This is a genomic window from Pacificoceanicola niger, from assembly GCF_048553275.1.
GTDB lineage: Bacteria > Pseudomonadota > Alphaproteobacteria > Rhodobacterales > Rhodobacteraceae > Pacificoceanicola.
The window spans coordinates 1-18821 of record NZ_JBLZMW010000010.1; the positions used below are offsets into that span (position 1 = coordinate 1).

19 protein-coding genes and 3 pseudogenes are annotated in these 18821 nt (G+C 59.5%); 10 read left to right on the forward strand and 12 right to left on the reverse strand.

Features of this window, described 5'->3' with window-relative positions; translation table 11 throughout:
• Positions 1-141, forward strand: a pseudogene (locus ACN2XU_RS13395) (IS110 family transposase); the annotation flags it as partial.
• 49 nt (positions 142-190) lie between these two features.
• Positions 191-382 (forward strand): annotated as a pseudogene (locus ACN2XU_RS13400) (hypothetical protein); the annotation flags it as partial.
• On the opposite strand, the gene ACN2XU_RS13405 reads toward ACN2XU_RS13400, so the two are convergent.
• Positions 377-781 carry an enoyl-CoA hydratase/isomerase family protein gene (locus ACN2XU_RS13405; RefSeq protein ID WP_419410960.1) on the reverse strand — a complete coding sequence of 135 codons (405 nt, stop codon included), beginning with the start codon at positions 779-781 and terminating at the stop codon, positions 377-379. The pseudogene ACN2XU_RS13400 and the gene ACN2XU_RS13405 sit on opposite strands and share 6 nt — an antisense overlap.
• A gap of 155 nt (positions 782-936) precedes the next feature.
• On the opposite strand from ACN2XU_RS13405, the gene ACN2XU_RS13410 reads away from it, so the two are divergent.
• From ACN2XU_RS13410 to ACN2XU_RS13420, 3 genes and pseudogenes are all read left to right on the forward strand, one after another.
• Positions 937-1338, forward strand: a complete 402-nt coding sequence (locus tag ACN2XU_RS13410; RefSeq protein WP_419410961.1) for an acyl-CoA thioesterase — start codon at positions 937-939, stop codon at positions 1336-1338.
• A gap of 99 nt (positions 1339-1437) precedes the next feature.
• Positions 1438-1818, forward strand: coding sequence for a hypothetical protein (locus ACN2XU_RS13415; protein WP_419410962.1), 381 nt, complete (start codon positions 1438-1440; stop codon positions 1816-1818).
• A pseudogene (locus ACN2XU_RS13420) lies at positions 1770-2237 on the forward strand (AbrB family transcriptional regulator). The gene ACN2XU_RS13415 and the pseudogene ACN2XU_RS13420 overlap by 49 nt, the downstream one beginning before the upstream one ends.
• 530 nt (positions 2238-2767) lie before the next feature.
• Here ACN2XU_RS13420 and ACN2XU_RS13425 read toward each other — a convergent pair.
• From ACN2XU_RS13425 to ACN2XU_RS13475, 11 genes are all read right to left on the reverse strand, one after another.
• Positions 2768-3175: a RidA family protein gene (locus ACN2XU_RS13425; RefSeq protein WP_419410963.1), complete on the reverse strand. Its 408-nt coding sequence runs from the start codon at positions 3173-3175 to the stop codon at positions 2768-2770.
• The gene (locus ACN2XU_RS13430; protein ID WP_419410964.1) at positions 3172-3582 is read right to left on the reverse strand and encodes an acyl-CoA thioesterase; all 411 of its coding nucleotides are present in this window, start codon (positions 3580-3582) and stop codon (positions 3172-3174) included. The genes ACN2XU_RS13425 and ACN2XU_RS13430 overlap by 4 nt, the downstream gene beginning before the upstream one ends.
• Before the next feature lie 12 nt (positions 3583-3594).
• Positions 3595-4779, reverse strand: a complete 1185-nt coding sequence (gene kynU / locus ACN2XU_RS13435) for a kynureninase (protein WP_419411128.1) — start codon at positions 4777-4779, stop codon at positions 3595-3597.
• Entirely contained in the window at positions 4779-5615 is an 837-nt protein-coding gene (locus tag ACN2XU_RS13440; protein WP_419410965.1) for a tryptophan 2,3-dioxygenase, read from the reverse strand. Before ACN2XU_RS13440 ends, kynU begins: the two co-directional genes overlap by 1 nt.
• Positions 5615-7231 carry an AMP-binding protein gene (locus tag ACN2XU_RS13445; RefSeq protein ID WP_419410966.1) on the reverse strand — a complete coding sequence of 539 codons (1617 nt, stop codon included), beginning with the start codon at positions 7229-7231 and terminating at the stop codon, positions 5615-5617. Before ACN2XU_RS13445 ends, ACN2XU_RS13440 begins: the two co-directional genes overlap by 1 nt.
• Positions 7231-8388: an acyl-CoA dehydrogenase family protein gene (locus ACN2XU_RS13450; protein ID WP_419410967.1), complete on the reverse strand. Its 1158-nt coding sequence runs from the start codon at positions 8386-8388 to the stop codon at positions 7231-7233. The genes ACN2XU_RS13445 and ACN2XU_RS13450 overlap by 1 nt, the downstream gene beginning before the upstream one ends.
• On the reverse strand, positions 8388-9185 hold the full coding sequence (locus ACN2XU_RS13455) for an enoyl-CoA hydratase family protein (protein WP_419410968.1): 798 nt from the start codon (positions 9183-9185) through the stop codon (positions 8388-8390). The genes ACN2XU_RS13450 and ACN2XU_RS13455 overlap by 1 nt, the downstream gene beginning before the upstream one ends.
• Positions 9186-9659 carry a MarR family winged helix-turn-helix transcriptional regulator gene (locus ACN2XU_RS13460; RefSeq protein ID WP_419410969.1) on the reverse strand — a complete coding sequence of 158 codons (474 nt, stop codon included), beginning with the start codon at positions 9657-9659 and terminating at the stop codon, positions 9186-9188.
• Positions 9656-10399 (reverse strand): SDR family NAD(P)-dependent oxidoreductase, encoded by a 744-nt coding sequence (locus ACN2XU_RS13465; protein WP_419410970.1) that lies wholly within the window; start codon positions 10397-10399, stop codon positions 9656-9658. The genes ACN2XU_RS13460 and ACN2XU_RS13465 overlap by 4 nt, the downstream gene beginning before the upstream one ends.
• The gene (locus ACN2XU_RS13470) at positions 10396-12687 is read right to left on the reverse strand and encodes a bifunctional salicylyl-CoA 5-hydroxylase/oxidoreductase (RefSeq protein WP_419410971.1); all 2292 of its coding nucleotides are present in this window, start codon (positions 12685-12687) and stop codon (positions 10396-10398) included. The genes ACN2XU_RS13465 and ACN2XU_RS13470 overlap by 4 nt, the downstream gene beginning before the upstream one ends.
• 285 nt (positions 12688-12972) lie before the next feature.
• A complete protein-coding gene (locus ACN2XU_RS13475; RefSeq protein ID WP_419410972.1) occupies positions 12973-13650 on the reverse strand; it encodes a FadR/GntR family transcriptional regulator in 678 nt (225 codons plus the stop codon).
• A 214-nt stretch (positions 13651-13864) separates the two neighbouring features.
• On the opposite strand from ACN2XU_RS13475, the gene ACN2XU_RS13480 reads away from it, so the two are divergent.
• The 5 genes from ACN2XU_RS13480 to hydA are packed head-to-tail and all read left to right on the forward strand — an operon-like array spanning position 13865 to position 18798.
• A complete protein-coding gene (locus ACN2XU_RS13480; protein ID WP_419410973.1) occupies positions 13865-14647 on the forward strand; it encodes a transporter substrate-binding domain-containing protein in 783 nt (260 codons plus the stop codon).
• Positions 14648-14703: 56 nt separating this feature from the next.
• Positions 14704-15375 (forward strand): amino acid ABC transporter permease, encoded by a 672-nt coding sequence (locus ACN2XU_RS13485; RefSeq protein WP_419410974.1) that lies wholly within the window; start codon positions 14704-14706, stop codon positions 15373-15375.
• On the forward strand, positions 15372-16112 hold the full coding sequence (locus ACN2XU_RS13490; protein ID WP_419410975.1) for an amino acid ABC transporter ATP-binding protein: 741 nt from the start codon (positions 15372-15374) through the stop codon (positions 16110-16112). Before ACN2XU_RS13485 ends, ACN2XU_RS13490 begins: the two co-directional genes overlap by 4 nt.
• Before the next feature lie 20 nt (positions 16113-16132).
• Positions 16133-17383 (forward strand): cysteine desulfurase-like protein, encoded by a 1251-nt coding sequence (locus ACN2XU_RS13495; protein WP_419410976.1) that lies wholly within the window; start codon positions 16133-16135, stop codon positions 17381-17383.
• Complete coding sequence (gene hydA, locus ACN2XU_RS13500; RefSeq protein WP_419410977.1) at positions 17380-18798, forward strand: dihydropyrimidinase; 1419 nt, start codon at positions 17380-17382, stop codon at positions 18796-18798. The genes ACN2XU_RS13495 and hydA overlap by 4 nt, the downstream gene beginning before the upstream one ends.
• Positions 18799-18821: the final 23 nt, after the last annotated feature.

Sequence of the window (18821 nt, forward strand, 5' to 3'; positions counted from 1 at the left end):
GCCGCTCGCAGCAAATTCGAGGAACTGGTCCGTGCCGGCAAGCCGCGCAAGCTCGCCGTGACCGCCGTGATGAGAAAGCTCGTCGTCTTGGCGAACGCTTTGATCAGAGACGGCAGGAAATGGGCTCCAGAACCCGCTTGATCATCACGGATACTCGGGACATTGCTGCGCAATGCACTGCCGGGCAATGGACAAGCGTCGCTACCGCCGACGGAACCGCCCCTCTCGTGACATTGCTGCACAATGCACTGCCGGGCAGTGATGCGAGATCCTGTTCGGCCGACTGAAGGACTGGCGGCGGGTCGCAACACGCTACGACAGAAACCCGGTCATCGTCCTCTCGGCCATCGTCTTGGCTGCCATCGCCATCTTCTGGCTATAGGAGTCCTGAGCCAAGCTTGGCCTCGGGCACCGCGATCCTTGCGTGGCAGGCCATCGCCAGCTCCAACCCGCCGCCAAGCGTCAGCCCGCCCAAAGCCGCGACCCATGGTGCCGGGGAGTCGGCAATCGCCGCCAGCCCATCGGGCAGGAACGGCGCGACGGGCGTCTGGCCCAACTCGCGAATGTCCGCACCGGCAACGAAGGCCCGGCCAGCGCCGGTCAGCACCACAGCCCGCACGTCACTGCCTCGAAGCTGCGCCACCGGATCCAGCACTCCCTGCCGGACCGCGCGCCCGATGGCATTCACCGGAGGATTGTCGATGGTGACCCAGCCCAGCCCGTCCTTGATCTCGACAGGTACGATTGCCAGGCGTGCCCCCTTCTTTGCAAATACCGCCACGCGGCGTTTTTCGGATGTATACTGTGCAGCGGGTTTGCCGTGACCAAACCATTGGTTGGGTTCAGGCCAGCCCCGGATTAAGTATGCTGTCAGCATGTAACCGCTTCGGAACTGGCCGCTGGACGGATACTGGCCATACAAAAGGACACAGCACCATGAGTGGCTCAGACCAACCGCCAACCGGCAACCCGACCATTCGCACCATAGCCATGCCAGCCGACACGAACCCGGCAGGCGATATATTCGGCGGCTGGTTGATGAGCCAGATGGACCTGGCTGCGAGAACAGTTGCTGCGTTTACCTCGGCTGGACGCAGTGCCACGATCGCGGTCGATGGCATGATCTTTCACAGGCCGGTCAAGGTCGGCGACGAAGTCTCGCTTTACGCGTCCTTGATCAAGGTCGGAAAGACCTCCATGACGATCCATGTGGATGCCTGGCGGCGCCCCCGCGAGGCGCGTTTCAGCGAAAAGGTGACAGAGGCGAACTTTGTCTTCGTAGCCCTCGGCCCTGCTGGCCAACCCATTCCGGTCCAGAGCCTGCCGAACACGGCATAGCCCTCCGCGATCCTGCCAACCAGTCCGGGCCGCCGTGTTCTGATGGCCCGCTCCGCTCACGCCCGTATCAACCACCCCCGGAACTCCAAGAACTTTCCCGTGTCGCCGCGCATCAAGATCCTGCTTTCCCTCTCGGCCCTGTACCTTGCGACCGCATGCGCCGGTTGGACCTTTGCCTGGCTCGGCATCCCGTTGCCCTGGATGATCGGGCCCCTGGTCCTGTCGGCGGCGCTGTCGATCTCGGGGCTGCTCAGGATCACGGTCCCGGTCATCCTTGCCCAGACCACGCGCATCGCGGCTGTGGTGATCCTGGTGCCGATCGCGGTGTTCGCGCTGGATGGCTGGCCGGATCGGTCCGGCATGATCCGTGGCGGCGGTTTCGACCCGGTGGCAACGGCTTCCTCGCGCTGCTTGCCATCACTGGAGCGCTGTTGTTCAAACGTGTCGGGCTGTCCAACCCGTATTTCCTGGGGCCACTGACCTTTTCGGCGGCGGCCAGCGCCATCGGCCTGCACCCGTCGGCCTTTCCGTCGGAAGTCCTGTCCTTTGCGCAGATCGTGCTCGGAACATGGCTGGGCAGCACCTTCCGGCACGACCTGTTCGTGAACCAGAAACGCCAACTGGTTGCGATCATTGTCAGCACGCTGGTGCTGCTGGGCCTCGTGTCCGGCATCGCGGTGTCGATTGCCTGAGTCGCGGGTCAGCCGTCGGAGGTTCTGGTTCTGGGGGCCGCGCCGGGCGGTGTCACGGAAATGGCGTTGACGGCCAAGTTCCTGGGGATCGACCTCGCGCTGGTGACCGCCTTTCAGCTGACGCGGATCTTCCTGTTCATGCCGAACATCCCTTGGATCATCCGCATGATCGACGCCTATGAACAGCGCAAGGCGGCGCGCCGGTAGTCCGGCATGCCCGATCCCGTTTGCGCGTCCATCAGATGCCTGATACCAGCACCAGCGCCGAGGGTCGGCCCATCACCACCAACGTGCCTTGGGCGATGGAAGCCGAGGCGAGGCTCCTGTCCCAACGATAAGATGCATCGCTCTCTATGGCGTCATGCACCGGCCTCAACTCGGCGGGCATTCGTCAGGCAGGCGATTTCCAACGGGCGTTTACGGCGGACTTGACGCTGAGACTGCAGTCCGCGAGGTAACTGTCGCATTCATCGCGCGCCAAACGGCCGCTGAGATAGTTGCAGGTTTCGCCGATGTGCGAGATCGGGCTTGTGAGTTGCAGGTGTGACCGCCCGCTTTTCTGGCTCTACTCAACACGTCAGGGTCCATCACAAGACTTCCCAACGATCAATTCCGACACCGCGTTCAGCGAAAAATGCCTTCGAAGTACGCCGAGGTCATCCGTCTGCAGCGTTGAATGCGCTCCATTTTTCTGGCCCGGGGAGCGCGCACCCTCCAGAAAAAAGAGCGGTATCCCGTCAGTCCCGCTTTGGAGCAATGAAGGCTGTTGCCTCGATTTCAACCAGGGCATCATCCTCGATCAACTCCTTGATCACGAGCATCGACATGGCTGGGAAATGGCGGTCAAAAATACGGCGATACGCCTGTCCCACTTCTTTTTGGTGGGCAATGTATTCCTCTTTGCTTTTGACAAACCAGGTCAGCCGCCCAATATCCGCGACCTGCCCACCCGCGGCTTCGACAATCTCGCGAATATTGGACAAAGCCTGTTCCATCTGGGGGATAAACCCTCCGGGCCGCATGACCTTGTCCTTGTCCCAGCCGATCTGCCCGCCGATGTGCAAAGTGCCGTCGGCCATCAGCATCCCGTTTGCATAGCCCAGTGCCGGAGCCCAGCCTTCCGGGTGGATCGTTTTTCCACTCATCCTTGTTCTCCGAACAGTTTTTCAGTGCGCGCGCGCACCGTGTCTGGCCACGGTGTCGGACGCCCGTCAGATGCGATACAGACGAGTGTCTGTACGGTTTCAAATCTTGGATCTTCGTCGACTTTGCCTGTCGTCTTGAGTGTCAGGCTTGTCCGCCCGATCGCGGTTGGTTCGATCCACAGCACCAGCTGTTCGCCGAGGCGACATGGCGCATTGAAACGGGTTGAAATTTCAACGGTCGGAACAGCCCTGTCCGGGTGAATGTCATGGAAAGGCCAGCCCAATTCGCGCTCGAAAAAGTTCTCGACAGCGTCGTTGACCAATTCCAGCATACGCGGGAAAAACATGATCCGTGCGGGATCACAATGGCGAAAAAGGACGGTTTGCGGGTAGCGGAAGACGGCCATCTCAAACCGACCTTACGTGACACGTGATTTGTGTTGATACTTGGGGTCGCGCCAAATCTCTTCGTTCACTATCTTTGCCATGATTTGGGCCGCCCGGGAGATATCACCAGCATCCAGATAGAGCGGCGTGAACCCGAACCGCATGACATTTGGTGCCCTGAAATCCCCAATGACACCGTGATCAATCAGCGCCTGCATCGCCGCATATCCGTGTTCGAATGCAAAGGACACCTGACTGCCACGCTCAGCGCTGTCGCGCGGAGAGATGAGATCCAGCGTTGGGCAAGCGGCGGATACGTCCTTGATGAACTGCTCCGACAGCGCGACAGACGCCGCCCGCAATGCGTTCATATCGACATCGTCCCACGAATCCAACGCCGCATCGAGCGTTGCCAGTTGCAAGATCGGCGGCGTGCCGACGCGCATGCGTTCCGTGGACATGGCGGGGCGATAGTTCAGATCGAAATCGAAGGGCGCATCATGGCCCAACCACCCCGAGAGCGCCGGACGTGTCTCTTCAACCAGATCAGGCCGGATATAGATGAACGCCGGCGCACCGGGGCCGCCGTTGAGGTATTTATAGGTGCAACCCACCGCAAACTCGGCCTGCGATGCAGCCATGTCAACAGGCACAGCGCCCGCGCTATGGGCCAGATCCCACAGCATGATCGCGCCCGCATCCTGTGCAGCCTTGGTGACTTTGGCCATGTCGTGCATCCGGCCCGTGCGGTAATCGACCTGGGTCAACATGACGACGGCGACATCTTCGTTGATGTGATCCAGCACATTTTCCGGTGCGGGCGTTCGCAGTTCGTGGTGCTTGTCGATCGTCCCGATAAGACCTTCGGCGATATAAAGATCCGATGGAAAATTACCGTTATCAGACAGGATCACCTTGCGATCGGGGCGCATTTTCAATGCCGCCGCCAGTGCCTGAAACACTTTGATCGACAATGTATCGCCCATGGCGACCGATCCTTGGGGCGCACCGATGAGCCGTGCAACACGGTCACCAACCTTGCGCGGCAAGTCCATCCATCCGGCCGTGTTCCATGCCCGAATGAGCGCAATGCCCCATTCTTCCTCAATCACCTTTTGCGCGCGGGCGGACGCCCCCTTGGGCAATGGGCCCAGGGAGTTTCCATCCAGATAGATCACCCCTTCGGGCAACAGAAATTGATCTTTCTTCGGCAGCATCACAAAGCCCCCCTGACATTCCAAAGTTCCGGGAACAGCTCGACGCTGAGCATCCTGCGCAAATATGCGACCCCGGAAGTGCCGCCCGTTCCGCGTTTAAAGCCGATCACCCGTTCCACGGTCGTGACGTGATTGAAACGCCAGCGACGAAAGTAATCTTCGATATCCATCAGCTTCTCGGCAAGTTCGTAGAGCGCCCAGTGGGTATCGATATCCTCATAGACAATCTGCCACCTGTTCTGAATTTCATCGCGCGCCTCGTGGGGTGTCGCAAGCTGCGGGTCGGGCATCGCATCGGTATTCCCATCAAGCGTTTGGAAAAGATGCCGCACCACTTCGTCGTAGAAGCTTGGGATGTTCATTTCCTTTTCAAGTTCCGCCTTCACTGCGGGAACATGCTCATGTGGTTTGAGCATGTTCGCATTGCGGTTCCCCAGAACGAATTCGATCATGCGGTATTGATGGGACTGGAAACCGGATGACGGCCCAAGCGCATCGCGAAATTGGGTGTAGTCAGCCGGGGTCATCGTCCGCAGTACGTCCCACTGGTTGTTCAGCTGTTCGAAAATGCGGCTGACGCGCGCCAACATCTTGGACATGCCCGACAGGTTGCCGGATTTCAAGGCGACGCGCGCCGAAGAGAGTTCATGCAACACCAACTTCATCCACAACTCGGATGTCTGGTGCTGGATGATGAACAGTAATTCGTCATGCGCATCCGAACGCAGCTTCTGAATCGAAAGCAACTGATCCGCGCACAGGTAGTCTCCGTAGGACATCGCATCTTGGAAATCCATCTTGGCGCCGTCGCTCTTTGGATCATACGGGCAGGACATCATGACGTCTCCTTGAGGCGGAATCTTTGGATCTTGCCTGTTGTGGTCTTTGGAAGCTCGGATTGAAAAACGATGCTGCGCGGGTATTTGTACGGCGCAATTTTCGCCTTTACGTGATCCTGCAACGCCTTGGTTGTCGCGTCATTTCTGGCCGCGTCCGCCTGCAGCACCACATGCGCCTGCACGATATGGCCACGCTCGGGATCCGGCACACCGATCACCGCACATTCGACAACATCCGGATGGCTCAGAAGCGCGGCTTCGACCTCTGGGCCGGCGATATTGTACCCGGAGGAGATGATCATGTCGTCATTGCGAGCGGCAAAATGAAAATAGCCGTCCTCATCTTTGACAAAGCTATCACCCGTGATGTTCCAACCACCATCGACATAGCTGTCCTGGCGGTCCCCTTTCAAATAGCGGCAGCCGGTTGGTCCGCGCACCGCAAGGCGGCCGACCTCGCCCGCATCGGCCTCTGATCCATCCTCGCGCAGCACCTTTGCCTCGTAGCCAGTCACCGGTTTCCCCGTGCAAGCAGGTCGGTGGTCATCAAAACGGTTCGAGATGAAGATATGCAGCATCTCTGTCGCGCCGATCCCGTCCAGCATAGGCTTGCCGGTCTTGTCGATCCATTCCTGATAGACCGGTTCCGGCAGTGTCTCGCCCGCGGAAACCGCCGCCCGCAGGCTGGACAGATCGGCCCCGTCATCCATGGCGCGCAACATGACCCGATACGCGGTCGGTGCCGTAAAGCACACGGTCGCTTTGTATTTCTGGATGATCTCGATCATGTTGGGTGGCGTCGCCTGCTCAAGCAGCGTAGCCGTCGCGCCAAATCGCAGCGGAAAAACCGCCAAGCCGCCAAGGCCGAACGTGAATGCCAAGGGCGGAGAGCCGACAAACACATCATCCGATGTAACGCCCAGAACCTCTTTGGCATATCCATCGGCGATGATCATAATATCCCGATGGTAGTGCATCGTGGCCTTGGGCGTGCCTGTCGACCCGGACGTGAAACCCAACAAGGCCACCTCATCGGATCGCGTGCGCGTGCCCTTGAACCGGACCGGCTTTTCCAAGGCCATGCGGTCCAATTCAGCGTCATGATTGGATGTGCCATCAAAACCTACGATGGTTTTCAGGAACTTGCTGGTCTTCGCACAAATCTCAAGCTCCTCCATCAGGCGCGTGTCACACAACGCGAATTCGACCTCGGCAAGATCAACATATTTTTCGAGCTCGGCGGCCCGCATCATTGGCATCGTGTTCACCACAACCGCGCCCACCTTGGTCGCGGCCAGCCAACAGGCAAGCATCGCAGGATTATTGGCCGATCTGATCAAGACGCGATTGCCCGGTTTGACGCCAAGGTCCTCGACCAACGCATTGGCCAACCGGTTAGTCCAGTCCGTCAGCTCTTTGTACGTGCGCAGACGCCCGTTCCCGATGAGGGCCGTGTGATCGCCGAACCCTTTTTCGACCATTGCGTCGGTCAACTCGTAACCAGCGTTCAGAAATTCGGGATAATCAAACCCATCCAAAAGGAAGTCCGGCATTTGGTCTTCCGGCGGCAGATTGTCCCGCGCAAAGCTGTCGTGTTGAGCCGTGGTCTGCATCAGGTATCTCCTTTTGCGCGGTCAAGCGCTTGGCGGGCGATGATGATCTTTTGCACGTCCGATGCGCCCTCATAGATGCGCAATGCCCGGATTTCGCGGTAGAGCGATTCGACGACAGTGCCCGAACGCACGCCATCACCGCCAAAAAGCTGCACCGCCTTGTCGATCACAAGCTGCGCATGATCCGTCGCAAAAAGTTTGGCCATTGCGGCCTCGCGCGTGACGCGCGCAGCTCCGCTGTCCTTGGCCCAGGCCGCGCGGTAGACCAACAGCGCACTCGCATCCACATCCAGCGCCATATCGGCGATATGGCCCTGGACCATTTGCAGATCGAACAGGGCAGCGCCCTGTATTTGCCGCGTCGTTACGCGGGCGATGGCCTCCTCCAGGGCCCGTCGCGCAAACCCAAGCGCTGCGGCCGCCACGGTTGTGCGGAACACATCAAGCACCGACATCGCGATCTTGAACCCTTGTCCCGGCGTGCCAAGCATTGCCGAGGCGGGCACACGGCACTCTGTGAATTCCAGCGTGGCCAAAGGGTGCGGCGCGATCGTCTCAAGCCGCTCCTTGATGGCAAAACCCGGCAGGTCCGGCGTCACGATAAAGGCAGAAAGCCCCTTCGCGCCGGGCGCTTCTTCGCTGCGGGCAAACAGGGTATAAACATCCGCAATACCCCCATTTGAAATCCACGTCTTTTCGCCGTTCAGAACATAATGATCACCGTCTTTCGTGGCGGTCATCGTCGAGTTCGCGACGTCAGAGCCCGATGCGGGTTCCGTGAGCGCAAATGCAGAAATCGCGCGGCCAGATCGTGTCAGGGGCAACCACTGCTCCTTCTGGTCCTGCGTGCCAAAAAGCGAAATGGCACCCGTGCCCAGCCCCTGCATCGCGAATGAAAAATCCGCCAATCCATCGTGCCGCGCCAGTGTTTCGCGCAGGATGCACAGGCTGCGCACGTCCAGGACGCCGTCCGCACTTGCCGAATGCTGAAGAAAGCCGGCCTGCCCCAGGATCCGCACCAAATGGCGACATGTCTCGTCCGTATCCGCATGGTCCAGATCTTTGAGGTTGGCTTCGCACCACGCCTCCAATGCCTCCGACAATGCGCGATGGCGAACCTCAAGGAAGGGCCAGTTCAGAAAGCTCTTATCCGCCATCAGTCGCCCTCGAACACGGGTTTTTCTTTGGCGACAAACGCATGGTACGCCCGGTGAAAGTCCTGTCCCTGCATACAGATCGCCTGTGCCTGCGCTTCTGCTTCGATGGCTTGGTCAATCGACATCGACCATTCCTGGGCGAGCATGGTTTTGGTCATCATGTTCGCAAAATTAGGCCCATCAGCAATGCGTTTGGCCATTGCGATGGCTGCATCAAGCAGCGCGTCATGGTCCACGACCTGATTGTAAAAACCCCAGGCATGGCCTTCCGCCGCGCTCATGGAACGACCCAGATACAACAGCTCTGCCGCGCGGCCCTGTCCGATGATCCGTGGCAGGATCGCGCAGGCCCCCATATCGCATCCGCCCAATCCGACGCGGTTGAACAGGAACGCCGTCTTCGCCCGGTCCGATGCAATCCGCAGGTCGGATGCCATGGCGATGATTGCACCGGCACCGGCGCACACGCCGTCGATCGCGGCGATGATCGGCGTGCCGCAATGCACCATCGCCTTGACCAGATCGCCGGTCATGCGTGTGAAGGTCAGCAGCTCTTTCATGGTCATCTTGGTCAATGGACCGATGATGTCATGAACATCGCCGCCGGAACTGAAATTGCCGCCGTTCGATGCAAAAACAACGGCCTTGATCGTGTCATCGCTGCTCAGGTCGCGAAACCAGTCTCGTAGCTCGCCATAGCTGTCAAAGGTCAGCGGGTTCTTGCGATCCGGACGGTTCAGCCGGATGATTGCGACATTGTCTTCAATCTCGCACAGGAAATGAACGGGTGTGGGCATCTATTTGTCCTCAAGTGAGGTTGTCAGGTGGTCCAAACGCCGGATCATGCCTTCGACATCATCCAGATCCAGACCTCCCAGAATATCGTCAATCCAGCTTTCGTGGGCCGTTGCCAGTTCCGCGAACGCGGCTTTGCCCCTCTCGGTCAAACAGACCTGATGTGCGCGCCGGTCACCGGGAACGGACACGCGCAGCGCAAAGCCGTCTTCGGTCAGTTTGTCGACGATCCCGGTGATATTGCCGTTGGACACGCGCAAGAGCTTCGAAATCTCGCTCATTTTGAGGCCCTCGGGCGCACGCGACAGCGCAGACATGACATCAAATCGCGGCAGCGTAGACGCATGTTGCGCACGCAGTCGGCGGCGAAGCTCTTCTTCGACAAGCTTGCTGGCCTTCAACAGCTTCAACCAAAGGCGAAGCCGTTCTTTGGACAGGGGATCCTCTGAGCCTTCCGTGGCAGGGTTGATGTTCATATCTCTCCTCCGGAAATCGAGATGGCTTGCCCGTTCACCGAACGCGCGGCGTCCGTTAAGAGCCATTCAACCGCTCCTGCGATTTCGTCGGTTTGAATAAAGCGCTTTTGCGGGTTGCCAGCGCAAAGTGACGTTCGCGCGTCTTCCTCGCTCATCCCGGTCTTTTCGACGATCGTCGCGACCGAGCGGTCCAGCATCGGCGTGTCGATAAAGCCGGGACAAATCGCGTTTACGGTGATCCCCGTCGACGCCAGTTCCAATGCCAATGCACGGGTCAGGCCCACAACGCCATGTTTGGCCGCACAATAGGCCGCGACATACGGAAACCCTTTCAGGCCCGCAGTCGAGGCAATCGCGATCATCCGCCCGCCGCCCGCGGCCTTCATGTCCGGCAGGGCGGCCTGCCAAACCGTGCTGACCCCCACAAGGTTCACCGCAAGCATCGCATTCAGCATCTCGGCCGACATTTTGGCAAAAGGCACGCTTTCGGCCGCTCCCGCGTTGGCAATCACACCCGCAATCGGCCCGTAAGTGCCTCGCGCCTGCGCAAACGCCTCCTCTACGCTGTCGGGTCTCGTCACATCACATAGCCCATAAGAAAGGCCCTGCTCTGCAAGCGTTTCTTTCGTGCGACCCAGGATCGTTACGTCGTATTCTTTGGCGGCCAGCGTATGCGCGATCTTCGCCCCGACGCCGGTCCCGCCACCCGTCACGATGATGTGTTTTCCTGTCATGGTCATACGCGAATTGCCTCTGCTTCGCGTTCCGCCAAACGCCAGGCCTGATCCCGGCCCGCCAGATAGGGCAGCGGCCAGGTGGCCTGCCTGTCGGCAATCCTGGCGCCCTCATGCAGCGTCCAGTAGGGGTCAGCCAGATGGGGCCGCCCGACGGCCACCAGGTCAGCCCGCCCCGCCATAAGGATCGAGTTCGCATGATCCGCTTCATAGATGTTTCCGACAGCCATCGTCTTGATGCCGGCCTCGTTGCGAATGCGATCGCTGAACGGCGTCTGGAACATACGCCCATAGACGGGTTTTGCCTCCGTGGTGGTTTGCCCGGCGGAAACGTCGATCAGATCAGCACCGACAGCCGTGAACGCCTTGGCGATCTCAACAGCGTCTCCCGGCGTGATGCCTGCGTCCCCGATCCAATCATTGGCCGAGATACGGACCGACATCGGCTTTTCCGAGGGCCAGACCGCACGCATCGCGGCAAAGACTTCCAGCGGATAGCGCAGCCGGTTTTCCAGACTGCCGCCATAGTCATCCATGCGCGCATTTGAAACGGGAGAGATAAACGAAGACAGGAAATAGCCGTGTGCCGCGTGCAGTTCGATCATGTCGAAACCGGCCGCATCCGCCATTTTGGCCGACGCGACAAACTGGGCTTTGATCGCGTCCATGTCCGCCTGAGTCGCGGCGCGGGGGGTGGCATTGGTGTTCGACCACGCGATGGCGGACGCGGACACCAACTCCCAATTGCCCGACACCAATGGCCTGTCCATGCCTTCCCAGCCGATCCGCGTTGATCCTTTGCGCCCCGAGTGGCCGATCTGACAGCAGATCCTGGCATCCGTTTCCTTATGCACGAAATCCGTCAAACGCCGCCATGCCGCCTCGTGTTCGGGCGCGTAAAGCCCCGGACATCCCGGCGTGATCCGCCCGGTGTCGCTGACGCAGGTCATTTCCGTAATGACCAGCCCCGCCCCGCCCTTGGCCCGTTCACCATAGTGGATCAGATGCCAATCCGTGGGGCAGCCATCCTGTGCCTTGTACTGCGCCATTGGCGAAACGACGATCCGGTTCTTCAGACGCATGTCGCGCAAGGCAAATGGTGCAAACATCGGCGCGCGCAGCGGCTCGGACGCCGGGACACCCGATTGGCTCAGGAACCAGCGCTCTGCACTCTCCAACCAGGTCTTGTCCCGCACCCGTAGGTTTTCATGGCTGATGCGCTGGCTGCGCGTCAGCATGGAATAGTTCAACTGGACCGGATCAAGGCCAAGATAGCGTTCGACGTCCTCGAACCATTCGAGCGAATTGCGCGCAGCCGATTGCAGGCGCAACACCTCAAGACGTCGTTCATCCTGATAGCGTTTGAATGCCTCCTCATAGCTGTCCTCGCTATGAATAAACTCCGCCAGCGCAATCGCGCTTTCCAGCGCAAGCTTGGTGCCCGATCCGATGGAAAAATGCGCCGAGGCCGAGGCATCTCCCAAGAGCACGACATTCTCATGATGCCATGTTTCACACAGGACACGCGGGAAACGGATCCACGCCGAGCCGCGAATATGGTTGGCATTGGTGATCAGTGCGTGACCATCCAGATGATCTTTGAAGATCTCTTCGCAAACCGCGATGCTCTCCTTTTGCGACATGTCAGCAAAGCCAAATTTGTCAAACGTCTCCTGAGAACATTCGACGATGAACGTCGCGGTTTCGTCGTCGAATTGGTAGGCATGCGCCCAGACCCAGCCGTGTTTGGTCTCTTCAAAAATAAACGTGAAGGCATCGGAGAACCGTTGTTTCGTTCCAAGCCAAACGAACTGGCAAAGACGTTCATCAATTTCCGGCTTGAACCTGTCGGCATAGAGTGTGCGGGTCCGCGAGTTCAGACCGTCCGCCGCCACCACGATGTCAAAGTCTTCGCGGTAGTCCTGCGCGCTTTTCGCTTCGGTTTCGAAGTGGATTTCCACGCCAAGTTCCCGAGCGCGCTCTTGCAGCAGGAGCAGCAGCTTTTTGCGACCGATGCCGCAGAACCCATGGCCGGAGGAAACGTGCGTCTCGCCCCTGTAATGCAGCGCGATATCATCCCAATAGGCAAAGTTATCCCCGATTGCCTTGGCGCTCTTGGGGTCATTCGCCATAAGATTGCCGAGTGTCTCATCCGACAGCACGACACCCCACCCAAAGGTGTCATCAAAACGGTTCCGCTCGAAGACGACGACGTCAGTCGACGGATCGCGCAGCTTCATAGAAATCCCGAAGTACAGCCCGGCAGGACCGCCACCCAGACACGCAATACGCATTCCATTTCTCCAGCAGAGCCATCGTCATGAAGCACGGTAGCTGCACTGCAATTTTATTTCAAGTATGAAGTTTTATGTTTGAAATACCTGCCGTGGGTGAAACTGAACAGGGTAAGGCCGGGATGCATCGACCCGGCGGAACGCGGTGGTCGCGCCAGACGTGCGCCCGGCTTGCGGAAGGCCGCACTGATAAGATTGCCCGAGTTCCCTGCCCCGAGCTGCCCGCAAATCAGCGCAACAAAGCTCAAATTGGGACTGATGTTCGGTCAGAGCGATCAAGCATCATCACCGCTTCGTCTCAACCCCCGCAATCCGCGCGGTATTCTTAATGTGCGCACGCATGGCCTGTGCGGCAGCGGCGCCATCACGACGACGCAGGGCTGACAGGATTGCGCGATGCTCTTCCATCGAGGCCTGCATCCGCGAGACGTGCGTGCGGGGAATCGGTGCGCGCTGGCTTTCTGTCAGGATCTCATTGATCGACTGGTAGAAGCCGTGCAGCATACGGTTGGGACAGGCATCGGCGATCTGGGCATGAAAGGCCAGATCCGCTTCAACATGCGCGACAAGATCGCCCCTGTGCCACGTCGTCTCGAACGTCTGGCAGGCCGCGTCGAGGACCGAAAGGTCTGCGTCGGTCATGACCGGAGCCGCCATCCGACAGAGTTCCGCTTCGACCAGAATGCGCGTCTCGAACACGTCCTGAAGCGAGAAACTTCCGCCAAACCGCCATGCAACCGGTTGCTTTGAATCCGTCTTGGCGGCGTCCACAACAAATGTTCCACGCGCGGGCAGCGTGCGCAGCAGGCCCAACGTTTCAAGCGTCATCAAGGCTTCCCGCAGCGAGGCGCGGGATACACCGAGCTGCTCGGCGAGGATCCGTTGAGAAGGCAGTTTCGTATCGGGAGGGAAGTCACCTTTGCGGATCATGTCCTGAATCTGGCGCGTGACGACTTCGGTCACGGGCAATTTTCCAAAATCTTTCTGCATGCAAAATGACCAATCCAACGATGCCTGTCTCCGATCCGACGGCATTTCCGAAATTAGTCATTGCATACGATGCCGACTCGTACCAGCTTGATCCTACCGGTCTGACTGGTCTGACCAATTTCGACCGACCATAACAGGGGCTCAGCCCCACAGCGCAAACCTGCGCGGCATCACAGGGAGATACTCAATGAAGACCACCATACGCCTCGCCGTTCTTGCGACCGCCTTTGCCGCGGTCTCTGCACAGGCTCAGGAGGTGCTGGAAGTTGGCGCCAATATCGGCAACGTTCCTTGGGAGTTTCAGGATGAAAGCGGCGCTTTCGTCGGATTCGAAGTGGATCTGGCAAATGCAGTCGCGGAAAAGCTCGGCCGCGACGTCGAGATCGTGAACATCCCGTTCAATGGCCTGTTTTCGGCCGTCCAATCGGGGCGGATCGACATGGCGATGTCGTCGATCACGATCACCGATGAGCGCCTGAAGTCCGTCAGTTTCGCCCAGCCGTACTACGACAGCGATCAGTCTCTCACGGTCGCCGCAGGTGGCCCCGCGTCGCTCGATGAGATGAACGGCAAGGTGGTCGGCGTGGACACCGGATCGACCGGTGACATGTGGGCGACGGATCACGCAGCCGAATACGGCTTTGCGGATATTCGCCGCTACGAAGGTCTGGCTCCTGCCATGCTTGATCTGCAGGCGGGCCGCATCGACGGGTATATCTCCGATATTCCGGCGCTGCAGTATTACGTCAAGGACAAGCCCGCCCTGCAGGTTGTGCAGCGCATCACCACCGGCGAAAAATACTCTTTCATGTTTGCCAAGGATGCAGAGCTTGCAAGCGACGTGAACGAGATTCTCTCCGGTCTGAAGCAGGACGGCACCGTCCCGGCCCTGCATGAAAAATGGTTCGGCGCCGCGCCTGAAGCCGAGACATCCACGGCCACCGTTCTCGACATGCCCGCCGCGAAATAACGCTAAAGCAATGATCGGACCCGGGCCTTGCGCCGGGGTCCGGCAAGGGGATGTACATGGATCTGATCGACACATTCTTCAATATCGAAGTGCTGCAACGCAGCTGGCCGATGCTGCTCAAAGGACTGTGGCTTACGCTCAAACTGGGTGTGGCGAGCATCGTGGCCGGGCTGGTGCTTGGGCTGTTCCTCTGCTTGCTGCGCCTTTACAGCGTTGCACCGGTGCGCGTTCTGACCCGGCTCTATATCGATGTCTTTCGCTCGCTGCCGCTCCTGGTGCTGCTGATCATCGTGTACTATGCGCTGCCCTTCGTTGGCATTCGCCTGTCTCCTTTTGCATCGGCGATGACGGCGCTGACGATGGTATCCGGTGCCTACACCGCCGAGATCTTCCGCGCAGGGATCGAAGCCGTGCCAAAAGGACAGTTCGAGGCTTCCGCCGCGCTTGGTCTGAACCAGCGTCAGACCATGACGGATATCATCCTGCCGCAATCGATCCGGATGGTTATTCCACCACTGACGAACAATTCGATCAACGTGATCAAGGATACTGCGCTGGCCTCTGTTGTTGCCATGCCGGACCTGCTGAAACAGGCCACGCAGGCGCAGGCCTTGTCCGCCAATCCCAGTCCGCTCATCGGCGCGGCGCTGATCTATCTGGCATTCCTGCTGCCAGCTGTGCTGCTGGTGTCACGGCTTGAGACGCATCTGAACAGGGGGCGCACATGACCGGAGATTACATCAGCATTCGCAATCTGCATAAGCACTACGGCACCTTTCATGCACTGACCGGTATTGATCTGGATATCGCGCGCGGAGAAGTCGTCTGCGTGATCGGTCCCTCCGGATCGGGCAAATCCACCCTGATCCGCTGTATCAACCGGCTGGAGCCATTCTCGAAAGACAGCGCCATCCACGTCGACGGCGTCCCCGTCTTGCCGGGAGCCAATCTGGCCAAGGTGCGCGCCGAAGTCGGCATGGTCTTTCAGAGCTTCAACCTCTTTCCCCACCTGACCGTGCGCGAGAATGTCATGCTTGCGCCACGCCGGGTGCGCCGAACCTCGCGGGGTGACGCCGCAGTTCAGGCAGATCGGCTTCTGGCGCGCGTCGGCCTGCAGGACCACGCCGACAAATACCCAAGCGGCCTGTCCGGCGGCCAGCAGCAACGCGTGGCCATTGCCCGCGCCCTCGCCATGGAGCCCCAGGTCTTGCTTTTCGATGAGCCGACCTCAGCGCTCGATCCTGAAATGGTCGGCGAAGTGCTGGACGTGATGCGCGATCTTGCCCGGACCGGGGTTACGATGATCGTGGTGACCCATGAAATGGGGTTCGCCCGGCAGGTGGCGGATCGGGTCATCTTCATGGACGGCGGCGCGGTCGTCGAAAGCGGAAAGCCCGAGGATATATTCAACGCGCCGACAGAGGCGCGCACCCGAAACTTCCTGCACGCCGTGCTGGACCACTGAACGACAAGAAGGACAACCAGATGTCTCGGTATCTCGATCAACTCGACATGGCGCAGGTGCGCGGGCATTTTCCCGCGCTGGCCAAGGAATGGGCCTTTTTCGACAATGCGGGCGGCTCGCAAACGGTACAGGGCGCGATTGATCGCATCGTCGAATTCCTGACCCACCGCGACGTACAGATCGGCGGCAGCTACGAAATCTCGCTTGCCGCTGCAGAGGCGTTGATGAAGGGGCGCAAGGCCGCGCAGGTCTTGACCAACGCCGCCCGGCCGGAGGAGATCGTCTTTGGTCCCTCGACCACGGTGCTTGCACAGACACTCGCCGCCGCGATGCGCAGCCAGTTCAGCCCCGGCGACGAAATCATCGTCACCCATGCAGACCATGAATCCAATATCGGCCCATGGGAGCGGTTGCGCGAATTTGGTGTGGTGATCAAGGTCTGGCCGTTCGATCCGGCGACGGGTCAACTTTCACTGGACACGCTTGGCCCGCTTATGACCACGCGGACAAAACTGGTCTGTGTGCACCATGTCTCCAACATCCTCGGCCAGATCAATCCCATCCCGGAAATCACCGAGTATGTCCACGCGCGCGGAGCAAAAATCTGTGTCGACGGCGTGGCTTACGCTCCGCACCGCGCCATTGATGTGACGGCGTGGGACGTCGATTACTATATCTTCAGCCTGTACAAATGTTATGGTCCGCATACCGCGATCATGTATGGAAAATACGATCTTCTTGCGGAACTGGACGGTCTTTACCACTATTTCTACGGCAAGGACAAAGTCCCCGGCAAGCTGGAGCCGGGAAATCCGAACTATGAACTCGCTTACTCGACAACAGCCATTGTCGCCTACCTGCAGGAGTTGGGCGGCGGGGATGACCGTGCCGCCCTGGAGGCGGGTTTCAGCGCCATCGCAAGGCAAGAACAAACACTGACCGACAAGCTGCTGGCGTGGCTGAATGCGCGCAATGACTGCCGAGTGATCGGCCCGTCGACGAACGTGGACAATACCCGCGTGCCGACCATTGCCTTTCGCTTCGATGGCGTAAATTCCGGCGATGTGGCCCGCGCGATGGATGCATACAAGGTCGCGATCCGGTTTGGCGATTTCCATTCGCGGCGCCTGGCCGAAGGTCTGGGCGAAACGCATGACGGCGGTGTGTTGCGTGTGTCCATGGTGCATTACAACACCGTGGCAGAGATTGATCGCCTGACCACCGGTTTGGACCACGTTTTGCGGGAGCTGCGTGCCGAGGTAACAGCATGAGCGCGCCCGATCTTGTTATCCGCGGCGGCACGATTTGCACCGCCTCTGACCGTTTCGTCGCGGATCTGGCCGTCAAGGATGGCAAGATTACACAGATCGCAGCCCACATCGACGGCGCGCGTGATGTCATCGACGCCGCGGGCCTGCTTGTCCTGCCCGGTGGCATCGACGCCCATGTGCACATCGCTCAGGAACAGGGCGACGGCACAGTGATGGCCGATGATTTCGCCTCGGGAACCCGGTCGGCCGTGGCCGGGGGTAACACGACCGTTATGCCCTTTGCATTGCAAAAACGGGGCGAATCCCTTCGCGAGGCTGTGCGCAACTATCATACGCTGGCAGAGGGTCAGAGCTGGTGCGATGTGTCGTTTCACATGATCATCACCGATCCCACACCGCAGGTTCTGGGGCAGGAATTGCCCGCTTTGGTCCAGGACGGCTATACCTCGTTCAAGGTGTTCATGACCTACGACGACATGGTGCTGAACGACGCCGAACTGCTGGATGTCTTTGACGTGGCGCGGCGCGAGAAGGCCCTGGTTATGGTCCATGCCGAAGGCCATGACGCGATCAAATACATGACCCGCAAACTGGAGGAGCAGGGCAAGACCGCCCCCTACTATCACGCAGAGGCCCATGCCCAGATTGCCGAACGCGAGGCCACGCACCGTGCCATTGCCCATGCGCAGCTTGTCGATGTGCCCATCGTGATCGTTCATGTGTCGGGCCGCGACCCGATGGAGCAGATCCAGTGGGCGCGGTCGCGTGGACTGAAGGTCTTTGCCGAAACCTGCCCGCAATACATCGCCATGACCGCCGAGGACCTGAAGGGTCTGAACATGGATTTCGAGGGGGCGAAATATGTTTGCTCCCCGCCACCACGCGACTTCGACAGCCAAAAGGCCATTTGGCAGGGGCTGCGGGATGGCACGTTCGACATCTTTTCATCCGATCATTGCCCGTTCTATTTCGAAGGGGAGAATGATACCGGCAAGAACAACCCGCGCGCCCGGACCTCGTTCAAATGGGTGCCAAATGGCATTCCCGGGGTCGAAACGCGCCTGCCGATCCTGTTTTCCGAAGGTGTCAGCAAAGGGCGCATCACCTTGGAACGGTTCGTGGCGCTGACGTCGACCAATCCGGCAAAACTCTATGGCATGTATCCACAAAAAGGCACGCTGGCCATTGGCGCGGACGCGGATATTACCCTTTGGGATGCCAACCGCCGTGCTCCGATCCGGCAGGCCGATCTGCATCACGGCCCCGATTACACGCCCTACGAGGGGATGGAAATCACTGGCTGGCCGGTGCGCACGATCCTTGGGGGCAAAACCGTGTTCGCCGATGGTGCAATGACTGCAGAAGCGCCACAGGGGCGCTACCTCTCCCGGGGGTTCTCTCCGGATCAGATCTGACGATGAACAGTCCGGCCGGGCGC